Below are 17,733 nucleotides of genomic sequence, written 5' to 3'. Positions count from 1 at the left end.
GCATTCCCACGCAGAGCGTGGGAACGATCATTAGGCCAGTGCTTGGCACATGCCCAGCGCCATGCAATCCACTTCAAACGGCCCGAGAAAATCCACCGCGACCTTGACCGGTGGATTGCCGGCCATCAGCCCCAGCGTGTTGGCGCGTTCAATGTTGTGCGCGATGTTGTGGTTGGCCTCTATGGCCCGGGCCAAACCGCCCACCGAGCCCTGGCCAAACCCCAAGAGTGAGGCGCCGTTGGTCATCAGCGCGAGGCTGGCGATGACCCAGAGTCTGTAGCCTTTCATGCGCCGCCGACTCCTGCCAGTTCAGACCTGTCGACCATCGCGCTTTGCGAGCGCAGTTCGAACTGGATGCCAGGGTGGGCGACGTCGATCGGGGCGTCGAAGCTGTGTTCCATCTGCGCGCCGATGCTGACGAACAGCACCACGGCCAGGTACAGACCGATGGCCAGATAGGCGCCGCGTTTGGCGGAAGTGAGGATTGCGCTGGCCATGGTGTTCTCCGTGGGCAAAGGTTTCGATGGCCACAGAATCAATCAAAAAAACCGAAGCAACCACTCAGGGTTTGCAATGGTGAATATCAGCTTCGTTGATTATTTACCGGCTCTATTCCCTCGCTTGAAGAAACCTATAACCGAATGCCACGCACACGCGTAGGAGCTGCCGAAGGCTGCGATCTCTTGATTTTGCTTTTGAAAAACAAGATCAAGAGATCGCAGCCTTCGGCAGCTCCTACAAGGAGACGAGCATTTCAAGCTTGGGTTTTGTGATCCAGCGCGGCGTAGAAGTTGGCGCTTTGTTGCAGGTATTTCTGGGTGTAGCTCTGGGTGTGGGATTTTTTGCTGGCGATTTCGACGTTGGCACCGGCTGGCAATACCACGGTGGCAGAAATGGCGGAAGCGGCGATGACTGAGAAGAGATTGAAGTTCATGGCGGTAACCCTCGTGTTCGTTTGCTTGGTTTGCCCGGTCGGGCTGTGAAACAAACGTACCGCTCGAGGGTTACTCGCTTGAAATCTTTTGTAGCATTAGCCGATATCAGTGCAATTAATACACCGATGCAGGCCCCATGGACCGGGGCCTGTGGCTTATTGTCGCACTAGAAACTTCAAGTCGCTTGGCGCGTCGATCGGCAGTTTTTGCACGGTTTTGCCAAGCAGACCGGTCTTGGCATCGCGCTCGACGACGACAATCTGGTTGCTCTTCTGGTTAGCGATCAAGACGAATTTACCGCTCGGATCGAGGGCAAACTCGCGCGGGTGATCACCCTCGACCGAGCGCTTTTGCAGCTCTTTGAGCTGACCGGTCGCCGGATCAATGCCGAACACTACGAGCTGATTGGCCGTGCCGCGATTACTCACGTACAGAAACTTGCCGTCAGCCGAGGCATGCAGCGCCGCGCCGGCCTTGTCGGAGGTTGGCTGGCCCGCTGCCAGATCGACCAGTTGCGTCTGGGTCAGCACGCCGTCGTTGTAGTCGAACACCGCGACCTGTGCGCTCATTTCCATGGTCAGCCAGGCGTGTTTGCCATCAGCGCTGAACAGCAGATGACGCGGGCCACTGCCGGCCGGCAGCGCTACCGAGGCGGTTTTCGCCGGCGTTAGCGGCAAGTGCGGGTTGGCCTTCGGGTCGTACTGATAGATGAAAACCTTGTCCGCGCCCAAATCATTGGAGAACACATAGCGCCCGTCCGGCGACGACACCGTCGAGTGCACGTGATTCGAGGCCTGACGCTCAGCGTTGACCCGACTGGCCGGATGCCCGCTCATCTGCACTACCGGTTTCAGCTGGCCGTCGGCATCGACCGGCAATACCGCCAGGGTGCCGCCTGGATCTTCCATTACCGAGTAGTTACTGACGAACAGGTGTTTGGCATCAGCGCTAAGGCTGGAATGGGTAGGCTCGTTGCCCAGGCTCTGCACTTGGTTGATCAGGCTCAGGGCATGGGTTTTCGGGTCGATAGCGTAGCTGCTGACACGGCCGACCGGATCAGTCTGGCCCGGGCCGTTTTCGTTGACCACGAACAGGCGTTTCTGATCTTTCGAAAGGGTCAGCCACGACGGGTTTTCAGTCTTGACCACCTGCAGCGGCTTGGCGTCGATCTGGCCGGTGGCGCTGTCGAACTGCATGCGGTAGATGCCCTGGCTGGAACCGGCAGTGTAGGAGCCGACCAGCAACTGGAGGGTTTCGGCAGAGGCGCTGGAAAGCCCCATCGCACCGACGCTGCCGGCCATCAGCAATGGCCAGAAGTTACGCATTTTCATCAGTTTCTTCCTCATCGTCGCTGCTGCTGACCACATCGCCGAGACACACCAGACGATGCTCGCCCGTGGTCTTGGTGTCGCTGGCGTAACCGACGACCAGCCAGCTCTGCAGCGTCTCATCGAACGTCGCTGCCGCGACCTGCGCCGGGGTGAATTCCCAGTGCTTGGCTTCACGGCCATCAATGCATTCAATGTGCAGGTTATCGTCCTCGTCGAGGGCGAATTCGAAGGCGTGCAGGCCGTCGATTTCGACCATACCGCAGTGTTCGAGGGCGTTGAGAAGGGTTTGGGCAGTCATGGCAAACAGTCTTTCTTTGGGGGGAAAGGGCCAATGATAGCTCATGGCGCCCTGCCCCTTATGTAGGAGCTGCCGAAGGCTGCGATCTTTTGATTTTGCTTTTAACAACAAGATCAAAAGATCGCAGCCTTCGGCAGCTCCTACACAGGGATTGCGGTGCTGGCTAGATCGCCTCACGCGATGGCTTGCCATCCACCAAACGCTGAATCCGCAGCGGGTTGGCGTTTTTCAGCGGTTCGGGCAGCAAGCTGTCCGGGTAGTTCTGGAAGCACACCGGGCGCAGGAAGCGATCGATCGCCAGCGTGCCCACCGACGTGCCACGGGCATCGGATGTCGCCGGGTATGGCCCGCCGTGCACCATCGAATCGCACACTTCGACACCGGTCGGATAACCGTTGAGCAGAATACGCCCGACCTTCTGTTCCAGCAGCGGCGTCAGTTCGGCGAACTGCTCGAAGTCAGCCGGCTCACCGATGATCGTCGCGGTCAATTGACCGTGCAGGCCGTGCAGCGCTGCGCTCAGTTGTGCCTGATCGGCCACTTCGACGATCACTGTGGTCGGGCCGAACACTTCTTCCTGCAGCACTTCGTCACCGTTGATCAACAGGCTGACATCGGCCCTGAACAACTGCGGCTGCGCCTGATTGCCCTGCTGCGGATTACCGGCCAGATGCTGGATGCCGCTGTGCGCCAGAAGTTTTTCCAGGCCTTTGCCATAGCTGCCGAGGGTGCCGGCGTTGAGCATGGTTTGCGCCGGTTGATCACCGATTGCAGCAGCAACTTGTTGGACAAACGCGCTGAACTGCGGCGAGCGGATACCGATCACCAGACCCGGGTTGGTGCAGAATTGACCGCAACCCTGCACCACCGAGGCGGTGAGATCGCGCGCGACGGTTTCCGAACGCGTGGCGAGTGCCTGCGGCAGAACAATCACCGGGTTGATGCTCGACATCTCGGCGAACACCGGGATCGGTTGCGGACGTGCGGCAGCCATGTCGCACAGCGCGCGACCGCCCTTCAGCGAGCCGGTGAAACCAACCGCCTGAATTGCCGGATGCTTGACCAGCCATTCACCGACGCCGCCCCCGTAGATCATGTTGAACACGCCGGCGGGCATGGCGGTTTTTTCCGCCGCACGAATGATCGCGTCGGCGACCAGCTCAGCGGTGGCCATATGGCCGCTGTGGGCCTTGAACACTACCGGGCAACCGGCGGCCAGCGCCGCTGCGGTATCGCCACCGGCAGTGGAGAACGCCAGCGGGAAGTTGCTCGCGCCAAACACCGCAACCGGGCCGAGGCCGATGCGGTACTGACGCAGATCGGGCCGTGGCAATGGCTGACGATCCGGCAATGCCAGATCGATGCGCGCGCCGTAGAAATCACCGCGACGCAGGACTTTGGCGAACAGGCGCATCTGGCCGCTGGTGCGTCCGCGCTCGCCCTGAATGCGACCGGCCGGCAGTGCGGTTTCGCGGCAGACCACAGCAACGAAATCGTCGCCAAGCGCATCAAGCTCATCCGCGACCGCGTCGAGAAATTGCGCGCGGCGTTCGGCGCTGAGGCTGCGATACGTTGGGTAAGCCGCAGCGGCGGCTTTGGCGGCGGCGTCAACTTCTTCGGCCGTGGCCTGCATGAAATCGTGCGGCAGCGCCTCGCCGCTACTGGCGTCGACTGAGTGCAATTTGACGGTGCCGGCGGCGCTGCGCTGACCGCCGATGTAGTTGTGACCGAGAATCTGAGTCATGGGATCTCCTTAAAGGGTGCCAATGCTGTCCGGTTCAAAAGCCGCTTTGACCGGTGCGATGCCGTTGACCAGCGGAGCGCCGAAGTCGGCTTGGCTGATCTCGAACGTGTCGCCCGGCTGGGTGCGGATGCCGTCGGCAAACGACAGGGTCGCGGTGCCGAAAAAATGGATGTGCACGTCGCCCGGACGCAGGAACTGACTGTATTTGAAGTGGTGGTATTCGAGGTTCGCCAGGCTGTGGCACATGTTGGCCTCGCCGCTGAGAAACTCGTTCTGCCAGAGCACTTCGCCGTCACGCAGGATTCGGCTGGTGCCGGCAAGGTGTTGAGGCAATTCACCGGTGCGAAGTTCCGGACCATAACTGCAACTGCGCAATTTGGAGTGCGCCAGGTACAGGTAATTCTTGCGCTCCATGACGTGGTCGGAGAACTCGTTGCCCACCGCGAAACCGAGGCGATAGGGCTTGCCGTCGTTGCCGATGACGTACAGGCCGGCCATCTCCGGCTCTTCGCCGGCGTCTTCGGCAAACGGCGGCAGCGGGAACGGCTGCCCCGGACGCACGACGATGCTACCGTCGCCCTTGTAGAACCACTCCGGTTGCACACCGGCCTGCCCCGCCGCCGGTTTGCCGCCCTCCACGCCCCATTTGAAAATGCGCATGGTGTCGGTCATTGCCGCTTCATCGCCGGCCTGCTGGTGCATCTTGTCGCGGGCCGAAGCGCTGCCCAGGTGAGTCAGGCCGGTACCGCTGACCAGCATGTGCGCCGGGTCCGGGTGATCGAGTGGCGGCAGGATGCGCAGGTCTTTGAGCAATTGCGCGTAGTCGTGATCGGCGCCGAGGCCGAGGCGCTGCACTTGCTGCTCAAGCGAGCCGCCGGCTTCGATTGCGGCCAGGGCCAGATCGCGGACACTGCGGGCGTCCTGCACTTCGCGAACCTGACCGTTGTCGACCATGCCGACACGGCGCTCGCCGTTGGGTAATTCAAATTGCACCAGATGCATATGTCCTCTCCTTTAAGCACAAACTTGAAAATGACGCGGGCCCGTGTGGGAGCGGGCTTGCTCGCGAAAGCGGTGTGTCATTCAACGGTGATGGCGGCTGATCCACCGCATTCGCGAGCAAGCCCGCTCCCACATAGGTTTTGTGGAGTCCTGCAGTTCAGGTGCGGGTCGCGCCACGGGCACTCGCGGCGAACTGGTCGACGGGCAACACGTGTTTGCGTTCCAGCACGCGGTAGACGATGCCGGTCAGAATCAGCCCGAAGACCATCACGCCCGAAAGGAAGTACAGCCCCGAAGCCAGATTGCCGGTGTACTCCTTCAACGCGCCAATCACGAACGGGCCGATGTAACCGCCCAGGTTGCCGACCGAGTTGATCAAGGCAATCCCCGCCGCCGCACTGGCACCGGCAAAGAAGCGTCCGGGCAAGGTCCAGAACACCGCCGTGCACGAAAACAACGCGAACGCCACCAGACACAGCGCCGCCAGTTGCGCTACCGGCAAGGACAGCCAGGCACTGAGGAACAAGCCGATTGCGCCGAGCACATAAAGGACGGCGAGATGGCCGTAGCGATCATTCAAGCGGTCGGAACTGCGCGGAATGATCAGCAGGCCGATGATCCCGAAAATGTATGGCACCGAAGAAACGAACCCGGTCACCAGGTCGCTGCCACCGAACTGTTTGATCAGCGTCGGCAGCCACAGGCCGAGGCCGTAAATGCTCAGGGTCACTGGCAGATAGAACAGCGCCAGCAGTAACACGCGCTTGTCCTTCAGTGCGTGCAACGGATTGCCATGACGGGTCTGGCCGTACTCCTGCAGATCCTTTTTCAGCTCGCCGGTCAGCCAGTCCTTTTCCGCCTGATCCATCCACTTCACCTGCTGCGGGCCGTCTGGCAGCCAGCGCAGCACCGGCCAGGTCAGCAGGATCGCCGGGGTGCCGATGACAATAAACAGCCACTGCCAGCCGTGCAGGCCAAGGATGCCGTCCATGCCGAGCAAACCGCCGGACACGGGTCCGGTGATCATCATCGCGATCGGTTGCGACAGGATGAACAGCCCCAGAATCTTGCCGCGATGGCGCACCGGGAACCATTGGGTGATGTAGTACAGCACGCCTGGGAAGAAGCCCGCTTCGGCCGCGCCGAGCAGAAAGCGCATCACATAGAAGCTGTGCGGCCCTTGCACAAAGGCCATGCCGATGGTGATTGCGCCCCAAGTGATCATGATCCGCGCGAACCAACGCCGCGCGCCGAAGCGTTCGAGCATCAGGTTGCTGGGAATTTCGAGCAGGAAGTAACCAATGAAGAACAGCCCGGCACCCAGGCCATAGGCCGCGTCGCCAATGCCGATGTCGGCGCCCATGTGCAGCTTGGCGAAGCCAACGGCGGAGCGATCCACATAGGCGATCAGGTACAGCAGGATCAGGAAGGGAATCAGTTTCAGTGTGATGCGCCGGATAAGCCGCAATTCCTGGCTCATGAGATCGGTCTCCGATTGTTGTTTTTATAGAACCTCGGGGGACGCCTCTCGCTAAAACAGCCAGGGCCATCCCTCCGTCGAAAACGACTATATAGTAATACTAATTACCCAACAACACTTCCAAAGCGCGGATTTTGAGCTTAGATTAAGCGTCAGCTCGCAAACAATAGTCTTACAATAAGAGAAACGATCATGTCTGATAAGAAACCCACCCTGCGCTCCGCCCAATGGTTTGGCACGGCCGACAAGAACGGCTTCATGTACCGCAGCTGGATGAAGAATCAGGGCATCGCCGACCACCAGTTTCACGGCAAGCCGATCATCGGCATCTGCAACACCTGGTCCGAGCTGACGCCGTGCAACGCGCACTTCCGCCAGATCGCGGAGCACGTCAAACGCGGGGTGATCGAGGCCGGTGGTTTTCCGGTGGAGTTTCCGGTGTTCTCCAACGGCGAATCGAACCTGCGCCCGACCGCCATGCTCACCCGCAACTTGGCGAGCATGGACGTTGAGGAAGCGATTCGCGGCAACCCGATCGACGGCGTGGTGCTGCTCACCGGTTGCGATAAAACCACCCCGGCGTTGCTGATGGGCGCGGCCAGTTGCGACGTGCCGGCCATCGTGGTCACTGGCGGCCCGATGCTCAACGGCAAGCACAAGGGCAAGGACATCGGTTCTGGCACCGTGGTCTGGCAGCTCAGCGAACAGGTCAAGGCCGGCACCATCACCATCGACGATTTCCTCGCGGCCGAAGGCGGCATGTCGCGCTCGGCGGGCACCTGCAACACCATGGGCACCGCCTCGACCATGGCCTGCATGGCCGAAGCACTGGGCACTTCCCTACCCCATAACGCAGCGATCCCAGCGGTGGATGCGCGCCGTTACGTGCTGGCGCACATGTCTGGCATGCGTGCGGTGGAAATGGTGCGTGAAGACCTGAAACTGTCGAAGATCCTCACCAAGGAAGCTTTCGAAAACGCCATCCGCGTCAACGCCGCCATCGGTGGTTCGACCAACGCCGTAATTCACTTGAAAGCCATTGCCGGGCGCATCGGCGTCGAACTCGATCTGGACGACTGGACGCGCATCGGTCGCGGCATGCCGACCATCGTCGACCTGCAGCCGTCCGGGCGCTTCCTGATGGAAGAGTTTTATTACGCCGGTGGTTTGCCTGCGGTGCTGCGTCGCCTCGGCGAAGCCAATCTGATTCCCAATCCGAATGCCTTGACGGTCAACGGCAAATCGATCGGCGAGAACACCAAGGACGCGCCGATCTACGGCGAAGACCAAGTGATCCGCACCCTCGACAATCCGATTCGCGCTGACGGCGGCATCTGCGTGCTGCGTGGCAATCTCGCGCCGCTGGGGGCAGTACTCAAGCCGTCCGCTGCTAGCGCTGAACTGATGCAGCATCGCGGTCGCGCCGTGGTGTTCGAGAACTTCGACATGTACAAGGCGCGGATCAACGATCCGGAACTGGACGTCGATAAGGATTCGATTCTGGTGATGAAAAACTGCGGGCCGAAGGGTTATCCGGGCATGGCCGAGGTCGGCAACATGGGCCTGCCGGCCAAGTTGTTGGCAGAAGGCGTGACCGACATGGTGCGCATTTCTGACGCACGCATGAGCGGCACCGCGTACGGCACGGTGGTTTTGCACGTTGCGCCGGAAGCGGCAGCGGGCGGGCCTTTGGCGGCAGTAAAGGAAGGCGACTGGATCGAACTCGATTGCGCCAGCGGCCGTTTGCATCTGGACATTCCGGACGTGGAACTGGCCGCTCGCATGGCCGATCTGCAAGCGCCGCAGCAATTGCTGGTGGGTGGCTATCGTCAGTTGTACATCGACCACGTACTGCAAGCGGATCAGGGTTGCGACTTTGACTTCCTCGTCGGTTGCCGTGGTGCCGAGGTTCCGCGTCACTCTCATTAAGAGCAAAAGATCGCAGCCTGCGGCAGCTCCTACACGGGAATGCAAATCCGTGTGGGAGCGGGCTTGCTCGCGAAGGCGGCGGCACATTCAACAGTAATGTTGTTTGACCCACCGCTTTCGCGAGCAAGCCCGCTCCCACAGTTGTTCTATACCCGACTCAAGATTGTCCGGTGCCTGCTATGATGCGCGGCATCTCCATCGCTCAGGATCGCGCCGCTCCCCATGGATTACCGCAAACCCTCCGACCGTAAAAGCATGCATTCGCGCATCGTCCAGGAACTGGGCATGCAGATCGTCTCCGGACGCTTTTTGCCCGACGACAAACTGCCCGCCGAAGCCCTGCTGTGCGAAGAGTACGCGGTCAGTCGGCCGGTGCTGCGCGAGGCCACGCGAGTGTTGGTGGCCAAGGGTCTGGTGTATTCCAAACCGCGCGTGGGCACAGTGGTCAAGGCCCGGCGCGAATGGCACATGCTCGACCCGGACGTGCTGCACTGGCTGATGCAGAGCAGCCCACAGAATGAATTCTTCAACGTGCTGACCAGCGTACGCAGCATCATCGAACCCGCCGCAGCCGCCCTCGCCGCTCAGCATGCGACCGATGCCGACATCGCTGCGATCAACGAAGCCTACCAACGCATGGAAGCCGCACCGACGCCGGAAGCCTTGTTGCAGCCGGACCTGGATTTCCACAGCCGCATTGCCGATGCGACGCACAATGACCTGCTGGCGAACCTGTGCAACATGCTGGCGGTGGCGATTGCCGAGGCGTTGAAGCATTCCAATCAGCGACCGAATCTGCATGAGCTGGCGTTGCCGCGGCACAAGGCAATTTTGACCGCCATCGAGAACCGTGATGCCTTGGGTGCCCGGCATGCGACGTTGGTGCAGCTGGATGATGCGCGCAGTGCATTGAGTGTGGTGCTGGGCGCCGAGCTTTCCTGACACAGCGAAAATTCCCTGTGGGAGCGGGCTTGCTCGCGAATGCGGTGTGTCAGTCAAAGCATTCTTTACTGACCCACTGCATTCGCGAGCAAGCCCGCTCCCACATTTGGACTGAGTGAAATTCAAAAGATAAAAAAGCCGCAACCCCATAAGGTTGCGGCTTTGTCGTTTCAGCCTGTCAGATCAGTGGGCAAACAACGAATTGCCCTTCTGCCCCGCCAGCTTCTCAGGTTTGATCAGGAACTTCGCCAGCGCTGGCAGCAGCCACAGCGCGCCGAACATGTTCCACAGCAGCATGAAGGTCAGCATCAGGCCCATGTCAGCCTGGAACTTGATCGCCGAGAAGATCCAGGTGCACACGCCGATCGCCAGACACAGGCCGGTGAACAGCACCGCTTTACCGGTGGACTTCAGCGTCTGGTAATAGGCTTCCTGCAACGGCAGCCCGGCACGCAGGAAACTTTCCAGACGGCTGTAGATGTAGATGCCGTAGTCCACGCCGATCCCCACACCCAGCGCCACCACCGGCAGCGTCGCGACTTTGACGCCGATGCCCATGAACGCCATCAGCGCGTTGCCGAGCACCGAGGTCAGCACCAGAGGCAGGACGATGCACAGGGTCGCCGCCCACGAACGGAAGGTGATCATGCACATCACCGCCACGCAGATGTACACCAGAATCAGGATGGTCAACTCAGCCTGTTTGATGACTTCGTTGGTCGCCGCTTCAATCCCGGCATTACCGGCGGCGAGGATGAATTCGAGGCCGTCCTTGTTGTTTTCCTTGGCGAATTCCTGCACCGCTTGCACCGCACGGTCGAGGGTCTCGGCCTTGTGGTCATTGAGGAAAATCAGCACCGGTGCCAGCGAGCAGCTGTTGTTGTACAGGCCGTCTGCGCGGGCGATCGAGTTGTTCAGCACGTCCGGGTTGCGCGACAGGGTTTCCCATTTCAGGTTGCCCTCGTTCATGCCCTTGATCATCTGCTTGGACACGGTCACCAGCGAGATCGCTGACTGCACGCCCTCAGTGTTCTGCATCTTCCACATCAACTGATCGATCGGTGCCATGGCTTCATAGCGCGAGCAGCCCTCGGCCTTGGTCTTGACCATCACCACCAGCACGTCGGAGCTGGTCGAGTAATTGCTGATGATGAAGTTGTTGTCCTTGTTGTAGCGCGAGTCCGGTCGCAGTTCCGGCGCGCCCTGGTCGAGATCGCCAATTTTCAGGTTCTGGCTGTACCAGAGGCCACCGCCGAAAGCGATCAGCGCCAGCACCACCGAGACGCGTGCGACTTTCGGATTGGCGAAGTTCGACAGCAGGCGCCAGAACGGATGTTCGCGGTTCGCGTCTTTCTTGCTCTTGGCAATCGCACGCTTGCTGATGCCGACATAGGAAATCGCCACCGGCAGCAGAATCAGGTTGGTAAACACGATGACCGCGACGCCGATCGACGCACCGATGGCCAGTTCACGGATCACACCGATGTCGATGATCAGCAGCGTGATGAAGCCCACCGCATCGGCCAGAATCGCGATCATCCCCGGCAGGAACAATTGCCGGAAGGTGCGCCGTGCTGCGGTCAGCGCGTTATCCGCCTCGCTGGATTGCAGGGCAATACCGTTGATCTTTTGCACACCATGGGAAATGCCGATGGCGAAAATCAGGAACGGCACCAGCATCGAATACGGGTCGAGCCCGAAGCCGAAGAAGTGCATCAAACCGAGCTGCCAGACCACCGCCACCAAGGTCGTACTCAACACTGCAATGGTGCTGCGCACGCAGTTGGTGAACCACAGCAGCAGGATAAGGGTGATGACGAAGGCGACGCCGAAGAACAGCACCACCATCACCAGGCCGTCGATCAGGTCACCTACTTTCTTGGCGAAGCCGACAATGTGGATCTTGATATTGGGATTCTGCGCTTCGAACTTGTTGCGGATCTTGTCTTCGAGCTCATGGGAAAACTGGCGATAGTCCAGCGCCAGCAGCTTGCCTTGGTCCTGCGGGTCCGGGTAGGCCTCCAGCAGCGGTATGTCGACGATGCTCGACTTGAAATCGTTGGCCACCAGACGCCCGACCTGGCCGGACTTGAGCACGTTGTTGCGCAGCAGATCGAGGCTGTCCTGGGAGCCATTGTAGCTCTGCGGGATCACTTCACCGCCGGCGAAACCCTCTTCCGTCACTTCGGTCCAGCGTACGCTAGGGCTCCACAGCGACTTCAGCCCGGAGCGGTCGACGCCGGAAATGTAGAACACCTCGTCGTTGATCTGGCGCAGGGTCTCCATGTACTCCTTGGAGAAGATGTCGCCGTCGGTAGCCTCCACCGAAATACGCACGGTGTTGCCGAGGTTCGCCAGATCGTTGCGGTGCTCCATCATCTTTTCGATGAAGGGATGCTGCAGCGGGATCATTTTTTCGAAACTGGTCGACGGCCGGATCAGCGTCGCCTGCCAGAACAGGAAGATGCTCACCACCAGGCAGATCAGAATCACGGCCGGGCGGTTGTTGAAAATCAGGCGTTCGAGGAACGTCGCCTTTTCCTGCTGAGGAGTGATCAAGGAAGTCATAGCCCCGCCTTCTTGTTATTGGTCTCGGCACCGTTTGGCTGGGTGATGTGCAATCCACCCTGCCCGGTCAGAATCAGATTGCCATTGCCGGCGGCGGTGACCGACGACAGCGAAATGCGATCCGGACGGTTGAACACGCTGAAGGTTTCGCCGTTGTCACTGCTGCTGATCACCGAGCCGCCGTTGCCGACGATGACGATCGAGCCATCTTCCAGCAGCGTGCCGCCGGACAGGCCGAACTCCAGCGCACCGCGCGCGGCTTTGAGCTCGACCTGCTCCCAGTTGCTGCCGAAATCGGTGGAGCGGTAGAGGTTGCCGCGCAAGCCGTAAGCCAGCAGGGTCTGCGGTTGCGCCGTGCCGATAACGCCAAACAGCGAACCTTCGTATGGGCCTTCGAGTTTCTCCCAGGTCTGACCGTCATCGGCGGAGCGGAACATGCTGCCGGACTCACCGACGATGAACAGCCCGGCGTCTTTCACGGCAGCAATGGCGTTGAGGTGGAACTGGTCTTCGTTATCGAGGCGGTCGCTGACGTCTTGCCAGTCTTTGCCGCCGTCGGTGGTTTCCAGCAGCGTGCCATAGGCGCCCACGGCAAAGCCGCTGCTGGCGTCCTTGAACCAGACGTCGAGCAGCGGCGATTCACGTTTGAGGTCTTCGAATTGTTTGCTCCAGGTCAGACCGCCGTCTGTGCTGGCGAGAACCTGTGCATCGTGGCCAACGGCCCAGCCGTTTTTGTCGTCGACGAAATACACGGCGGTGAGCAGTTGTCGGGTTGGCACCTTGGCCTGGGTCCAGGTCTTGCCCTGGTCATCGGAATAGACGATGTGCCCACGATCGCCGACCGCGACCAGACGCGCGCCGGCATGGACCACGTCAAGAATCAGGCTTTTTGCGGCCTTGGCCGATTCGGTGGCATAGACCACGTCAGCCGGGGCCTCGGCGGCAATCACAGGTGCCGATAACGTGGCAAAGCCCAGCAGCGAGAGTGCTGTGGCCAGCAACGCGGTGTTGCGTAACGCCGGCGGGCGGCAACGACTCATAGACCTTCCCCTATTTATTATTGTTGGGCCATCGGGCCTTCAAGGGCGCCGCAAGAGTACCCGGCTGCTGGCAGATCAGAATCATCGTCCTGAAACCCGCAATCCAGAGCCCCTTCGGAAGCTGGCTCATCCTATCGGGCTTTGCAAATGTCTGACAATCGGCGCCACGTTATCTTTTGTTAACCGGTACCAGCCTCGCTTGGCCTGCGATTTTCATTGTGGGAGGGGGCTTGCTCCCGAATCGATGTGTCAGCCACCAGACACGTTGCCTGATCTACCGCTTTCGGGGGCAAGCCCCCTCCCACAGATTCACAGGTTGTCTGGAGAATGGTGAGTGGCGGATGAATGTGCAGCCATTCGCAGGATAGATGACGCAAATCTTGTGGAGAGGACTTGCAGGATCGGTATTATGGTATACCATCAGACGCACAGACACTCTCAATCCCCCAACGGAGCAGCTCATGAGTTTCGAAATTCGCAAGATCGTCAGCTATGTCGAAGAAACCTTCATCGAAGGCGGCAAGGCTACTGACAAGCCGGTGACCATGGTCGGCCTCGCCGTGGTGATGAAGAACCCCTGGGTGGGCAACGGTTTTGTCGAAGACCTCAAGCCGCAGATCCGCGCCAACTGCTCTGACCTTGGCGCAATGATGGTCGAGCGTCTGGTCGGCATCATCGGCGGTGCCGAGAAGATCGAGGCCTATGGCAAAGCAGCAGTGGTCGGCGCTGATGGCGAGATCGAGCACGCCTCGGCGGTGATCCACACCCTGCGCTTCGGCAACCACTACCGCGAAGCGGTGAAAGCCAAGAGCTACCTGAGCTTCACCAACAAGCGCGGCGGCCCGGGCACTTCGATTCAGATCCCGATGATGCACAAGGACGACGAAGGCCTGCGTTCGCACTACATCACCCTGGAAATGCAGATCGAAGATGCGCCGCGTGCCGACGAAATCGTCGTCGTGCTGGGTTGCGCCGACGGTGGCCGCCTGCACCCGCGCATCGGCAACCGCTACATCGATCTGGAAGAACTGGCCGCCGAAAAAGCCCAGTAATCACAACAAGAAAGGCATTGCAGGAGCGCTCCATGATTCGGCTCACCGCTGAACTCACCCCGGCTGGCACCAGTTACCTGGCGACCGGCCAAGGCCAGCCCGTGGTCTTGATCCACGGCGTGGGCCTGAACAAAGAAATGTGGGGCGGACAGATTGTCGGCCTCGCCAGCCAGTATCAGGTGATCGCCTACGACATGCTCGGTCACGGCGCCAGCCCGCGCCCGGCCAGCGGCACCGACCTGCTCGGTTACGCCGATCAGTTGCTCGAGCTGCTCGATCACCTGAATCTGCCCCAGGCAGCGGTGATCGGTTTCTCCATGGGCGGCCTGGTCGCCCGGGCTTTTGCCCTGCACTATCCCGAGCGCCTGCAAAGCCTGGTGGTGTTGAACAGCGTGTTCAACCGCAGCGAAGAACAGCGTGCTGGTGTGATCGCCCGCACTGCGCAGGCCGCCGAGCATGGCCCGGACGCCAATGCCGAGGCGGCGCTGTCACGCTGGTTCAGCCGTGAATATCAGGCAGCCAACCCGGCGCAGATCGCCGCGTTGCGCCAGACATTGGCCAACAATGATCCGCAGGGCTACCTGACCACCTACGAATTGTTCGCCACCCAGGACATGTATCGCGCCGACGACCTCAGCACCATTGAGGCGCCGACGCTGATCGCCACCGGCGAACTCGACCCCGGCTCGACGCCGGAAATGGCCGAGCAACTGGCCCGGCGCATCCCTGGTGCGAAGGTTGCCGTGCTGCCCGAGCAACGGCATATGATGCCGGTAGAGTCGCCGCGTCTGGTCAATCAGATGCTGCTGGAATTTCTCCAATTCGCACACTCCCGACAAAACCATATAAAGGGGATCGTTGCATGACACTCGCACGCTTCCAGATGTGCATCGGCGGAGACTGGGTCGACGCCCTCTCCGGCAAGACCTTCGAAAGCCTCAACCCGGCCACGGCGCAAGCCTGGGCGCAGCTGCCTGACGCTGATGAGGCGGACGTCGAACGCGCTGTGCAATCGGCACAGGCTGCATTCGACAGCCCTGCATGGCGTGGCCTGACTGCAACCGCGCGGGGCAAATTGTTGCGTCGCCTCGGCGACCTGATCGCGGAAAACAAGGAACAACTGGCGCAGCTGGAAAGCCGCGACAACGGCAAACTGATCCGCGAAACCCGTGGCCAGGTCAGCTATCTGCCGGAGTTCTTCCACTACACCGCCGGCCTCGCGGACAAGCTTGAGGGCGGCACCCTGCCGCTGGACAAGCCCGACCTGTTTGCCTACACCGTGCACGAAGCCATGGGTGTAGTTGCCGCGATCATTCCGTGGAACAGCCCGCTGTACCTGACGGCGATCAAACTGGCCCCGGCGCTCGCCGCCGGCAACACGATTGTGATCAAGCCGTCCGAGCACGCCTCGGCGACCATTCTCGAACTGGCACGCCTGGCCCTTGAAGCCGGGATTCCGCCGGGTGTGGTCAACGTCGTCACCGGCTACGGCCCGAGCACTGGCGCCGCCCTCACTCGCCATCCGCTGATCCGCAAGATCGCCTTCACCGGCGGCGCGGCCACGGCGCGGCATGTAGTGCGCAGCAGCGCCGAGAACTTCGCCAAGCTGTCGTTGGAGCTGGGCGGAAAATCGCCGAACATCATTTTCGCCGACGCCGACCTGGACAGTGCGATCAACGGCGCGATCGCCGGGATCTACGCGGCGTCCGGGCAGAGCTGCGTGTCCGGTTCGCGCTTGTTGGTGCAGGACGAAATCTACGACGAGTTCGTCAATCGCCTGGTCGAACGCGCCCAGCGCATCCGCATCGGCAACCCACAGGAAGACAACAGTGAAATGGGCCCGATGGCCACCGCGCAGCAACTGGCGGTGGTCGAAGGTCTGGTCGCCGATGCGATCGCCGAAGGCGCGCGCTTGCGCACCGGCGGCAAGCGTCCGAGCGATGTTGGCGAAGGCTGGTTCTACGAGCCGACGCTGTTCGAATGCGACCGCAATTCGATGAAGATCATGCAGGAAGAAGTCTTCGGCCCGGTCGCCTCGGTGATTCGTTTCAAAGACGAAGCCGAAGCACTGGCGATCGCCAACGACTCACAGTTCGGCCTCGCCGCCGGCATCTGGACCCGCGACCTGGGCCGTGCCCATCGTCTGGCGCGCGACGTGCGTTCGGGGATCATCTGGGTCAACACCTACCGCGCGGTCTCGGCCATGGCGCCGATCGGCGGCTTCAAGAACAGTGGCTATGGACGCGAAAGCGGCATCGATTCGGTGCTGGCCTACACCGAACTGAAAACGGTGTGGATCAACCTCTCCCAGGCACCGATGCCTGATCCGTTTGTGATGCGCTAGGAGTCCTGCGAAATGATCGAACCCGGCATTTACAAAGACGTCATGAGCTCGTTCCCGTCCGGCGTCACGGTGGTGACGACGCTGGATCCGGACGGCGGCATCGTCGGCATCACCGCCAGCGCCTTCAGTGCGCTGTCGATCGACCCGGCGCTGGTGCTGTTCTGCCCCAACTACGCTTCCGATACCTACCCGGTGCTACGCGACAGCAAGAAATTCGCCATCCACTTGCTCTCCGCCGAACAGACAGCCGAAGCCTATGCGTTTGCCGGCAAGGGCAAGGACAAGGCCAAAGACATCGAGTGGCATCTCAGCGATCTGGGCAATCCGATCCTTGCCAAGGCCACGGCGATCATCGAGTGCGAGTTGTGGCGTGAATACGACGGCGGCGACCACGCGATCATTGTTGGCGCAGTGAAGCACCTGATCCTGCCCGAGCAACCGGTGACGCCGATGATTTATCACAAGGGCAAGTTGGGCGCGTTGCCGCCGCTTACCTGAGAACAGTGCTAAACCCTGTGGGAGCGGGCTTGCTCGCGAATGCGGTAGATCATTCAACATAAATGTCGACTGACACGACGCTTTCGCGAGCAAGCCCGCTCCCACAGGGGAATTGGGGTGACTGGAGGAATAATGAGTAACGAGAAGTATGAGAAGGGTCTGAAGATCCGCACCCAGGTATTGGGCGAAGCGTACGTGCAACGTTCGATAGAGAACGCCGACGACTTCACCCGTCCGCTGCAGGAAATGGTCACCGAATACTGCTGGGGCCACGTTTGGGGTCGTGACGGCTTGTCGCTCAAGGAGCGCAGCATGATCAACCTGGCGATGATCTCGGCGCTCAACCGCCCGCACGAACTCAAGCTGCATGTGCGTGGCGCCTTGCGTAACGGCCTGAGTCGTGAGCAAATACGCGAAATTCTGCTTCAGGTCGGCATTTATTGCGGCGTTCCGGCGGCCGTGGACAGTTTCCGGCTGGCCCGTGAAGCCTTTGCCGAAGCCGACGCCGAGGCCTCAAGTTAACCCCTCGGCTGTTTTGATGCCCCTCTGGCATGGACAGCCAAGCTCAAG

At 60.7% G+C, this 17,733-nt stretch carries 17 protein-coding genes; 7 read left to right on the top strand and 10 right to left on the bottom strand.

The window, feature by feature from the left end; genetic code table 11:
• Positions 1-30 precede the first annotated feature (30 nt).
• The 8 genes from ACIGDJ_RS06685 to ACIGDJ_RS06650 form a co-directional block, all read right to left on the bottom strand.
• On the bottom strand, positions 31-288 hold the full coding sequence (locus tag ACIGDJ_RS06685) for a hypothetical protein (RefSeq protein WP_016775000.1): 258 nt from the start codon (positions 286-288) through the stop codon (positions 31-33).
• On the bottom strand, positions 285-497 hold the full coding sequence (locus tag ACIGDJ_RS06680) for a hypothetical protein (RefSeq protein WP_101155057.1): 213 nt from the start codon (positions 495-497) through the stop codon (positions 285-287). The genes ACIGDJ_RS06685 and ACIGDJ_RS06680 overlap by 4 nt, the downstream gene beginning before the upstream one ends.
• Before the next feature lie 257 nt (positions 498-754).
• On the bottom strand, positions 755-934 hold the full coding sequence (locus ACIGDJ_RS06675) for a hypothetical protein (RefSeq protein WP_016775003.1): 180 nt from the start codon (positions 932-934) through the stop codon (positions 755-757).
• Positions 935-1,090: 156 nt separating this feature from the next.
• Entirely contained in the window at positions 1,091-2,266 is a 1,176-nt protein-coding gene (locus ACIGDJ_RS06670; protein WP_397478508.1) for a lactonase family protein, read from the bottom strand.
• On the bottom strand, positions 2,253-2,564 hold the full coding sequence (locus ACIGDJ_RS06665) for a DUF5629 family protein (protein ID WP_101155061.1): 312 nt from the start codon (positions 2,562-2,564) through the stop codon (positions 2,253-2,255). Before ACIGDJ_RS06665 ends, ACIGDJ_RS06670 begins: the two co-directional genes overlap by 14 nt.
• A gap of 163 nt (positions 2,565-2,727) precedes the next feature.
• Positions 2,728-4,308: an aldehyde dehydrogenase (NADP(+)) gene (locus ACIGDJ_RS06660; protein WP_101155063.1), complete on the bottom strand. Its 1,581-nt coding sequence runs from the start codon at positions 4,306-4,308 to the stop codon at positions 2,728-2,730.
• A 9-nt stretch (positions 4,309-4,317) separates the two neighbouring features.
• Positions 4,318-5,310, bottom strand: coding sequence for an AraD1 family protein (araD1, locus tag ACIGDJ_RS06655; protein ID WP_101155065.1), 993 nt, complete (start codon positions 5,308-5,310; stop codon positions 4,318-4,320).
• Between the two features lie 157 nt (positions 5,311-5,467).
• Complete coding sequence (locus ACIGDJ_RS06650) at positions 5,468-6,790, bottom strand: MFS transporter (protein ID WP_313004929.1); 1,323 nt, start codon at positions 6,788-6,790, stop codon at positions 5,468-5,470.
• 192 nt (positions 6,791-6,982) lie between these two features.
• Here ACIGDJ_RS06650 and ACIGDJ_RS06645 point away from each other — a divergent pair, with 192 nt between their 5' ends.
• Complete coding sequence (locus ACIGDJ_RS06645) at positions 6,983-8,719, top strand: IlvD/Edd family dehydratase (protein WP_397504524.1); 1,737 nt, start codon at positions 6,983-6,985, stop codon at positions 8,717-8,719.
• Between the two features lie 222 nt (positions 8,720-8,941).
• Positions 8,942-9,661 carry a FadR/GntR family transcriptional regulator gene (locus ACIGDJ_RS06640; RefSeq protein WP_024013185.1) on the top strand — a complete coding sequence of 240 codons (720 nt, stop codon included), beginning with the start codon at positions 8,942-8,944 and terminating at the stop codon, positions 9,659-9,661.
• A gap of 183 nt (positions 9,662-9,844) precedes the next feature.
• Here the strand turns inward: ACIGDJ_RS06640 and ACIGDJ_RS06635 are convergent, their stop codons facing one another.
• Together ACIGDJ_RS06635 and ACIGDJ_RS06630 are read right to left on the bottom strand one after the other, a co-directional pair.
• Positions 9,845-12,229 carry an RND family transporter gene (locus tag ACIGDJ_RS06635; protein WP_101155071.1) on the bottom strand — a complete coding sequence of 795 codons (2,385 nt, stop codon included), beginning with the start codon at positions 12,227-12,229 and terminating at the stop codon, positions 9,845-9,847.
• Positions 12,226-13,269, bottom strand: a complete 1,044-nt coding sequence (locus tag ACIGDJ_RS06630) for a YCF48-related protein (protein ID WP_313004921.1) — start codon at positions 13,267-13,269, stop codon at positions 12,226-12,228. Before ACIGDJ_RS06630 ends, ACIGDJ_RS06635 begins: the two co-directional genes overlap by 4 nt.
• 461 nt (positions 13,270-13,730) lie before the next feature.
• On the opposite strand from ACIGDJ_RS06630, the gene ACIGDJ_RS06625 reads away from it, so the two are divergent.
• The 5 genes from ACIGDJ_RS06625 to ACIGDJ_RS06605 all read left to right on the top strand — a co-directional run bounded on the left by ACIGDJ_RS06625 (position 13,731) and on the right by ACIGDJ_RS06605 (position 17,685).
• Entirely contained in the window at positions 13,731-14,321 is a 591-nt protein-coding gene (locus tag ACIGDJ_RS06625; RefSeq protein ID WP_007968626.1) for an amino acid synthesis family protein, read from the top strand.
• A gap of 32 nt (positions 14,322-14,353) precedes the next feature.
• Entirely contained in the window at positions 14,354-15,187 is an 834-nt protein-coding gene (locus ACIGDJ_RS06620; protein ID WP_101155075.1) for an alpha/beta fold hydrolase, read from the top strand.
• Positions 15,184-16,665 carry an aldehyde dehydrogenase gene (locus ACIGDJ_RS06615; protein ID WP_101155077.1) on the top strand — a complete coding sequence of 494 codons (1,482 nt, stop codon included), beginning with the start codon at positions 15,184-15,186 and terminating at the stop codon, positions 16,663-16,665. Before ACIGDJ_RS06620 ends, ACIGDJ_RS06615 begins: the two co-directional genes overlap by 4 nt.
• 12 nt (positions 16,666-16,677) lie before the next feature.
• Complete coding sequence (locus ACIGDJ_RS06610) at positions 16,678-17,163, top strand: flavin reductase family protein (RefSeq protein ID WP_101155079.1); 486 nt, start codon at positions 16,678-16,680, stop codon at positions 17,161-17,163.
• A gap of 132 nt (positions 17,164-17,295) precedes the next feature.
• Entirely contained in the window at positions 17,296-17,685 is a 390-nt protein-coding gene (locus tag ACIGDJ_RS06605; protein WP_064384063.1) for a carboxymuconolactone decarboxylase family protein, read from the top strand.
• Positions 17,686-17,733 lie beyond the last annotated feature (48 nt).

Source organism: Pseudomonas sp. NPDC079367, from assembly GCF_044542195.1.
Lineage (GTDB): Bacteria > Pseudomonadota > Gammaproteobacteria > Pseudomonadales > Pseudomonadaceae > Aquipseudomonas.
Note: the sequence above shows the minus strand (reverse complement) of the source record. Positions and strands in the feature narration are given on the sequence as shown.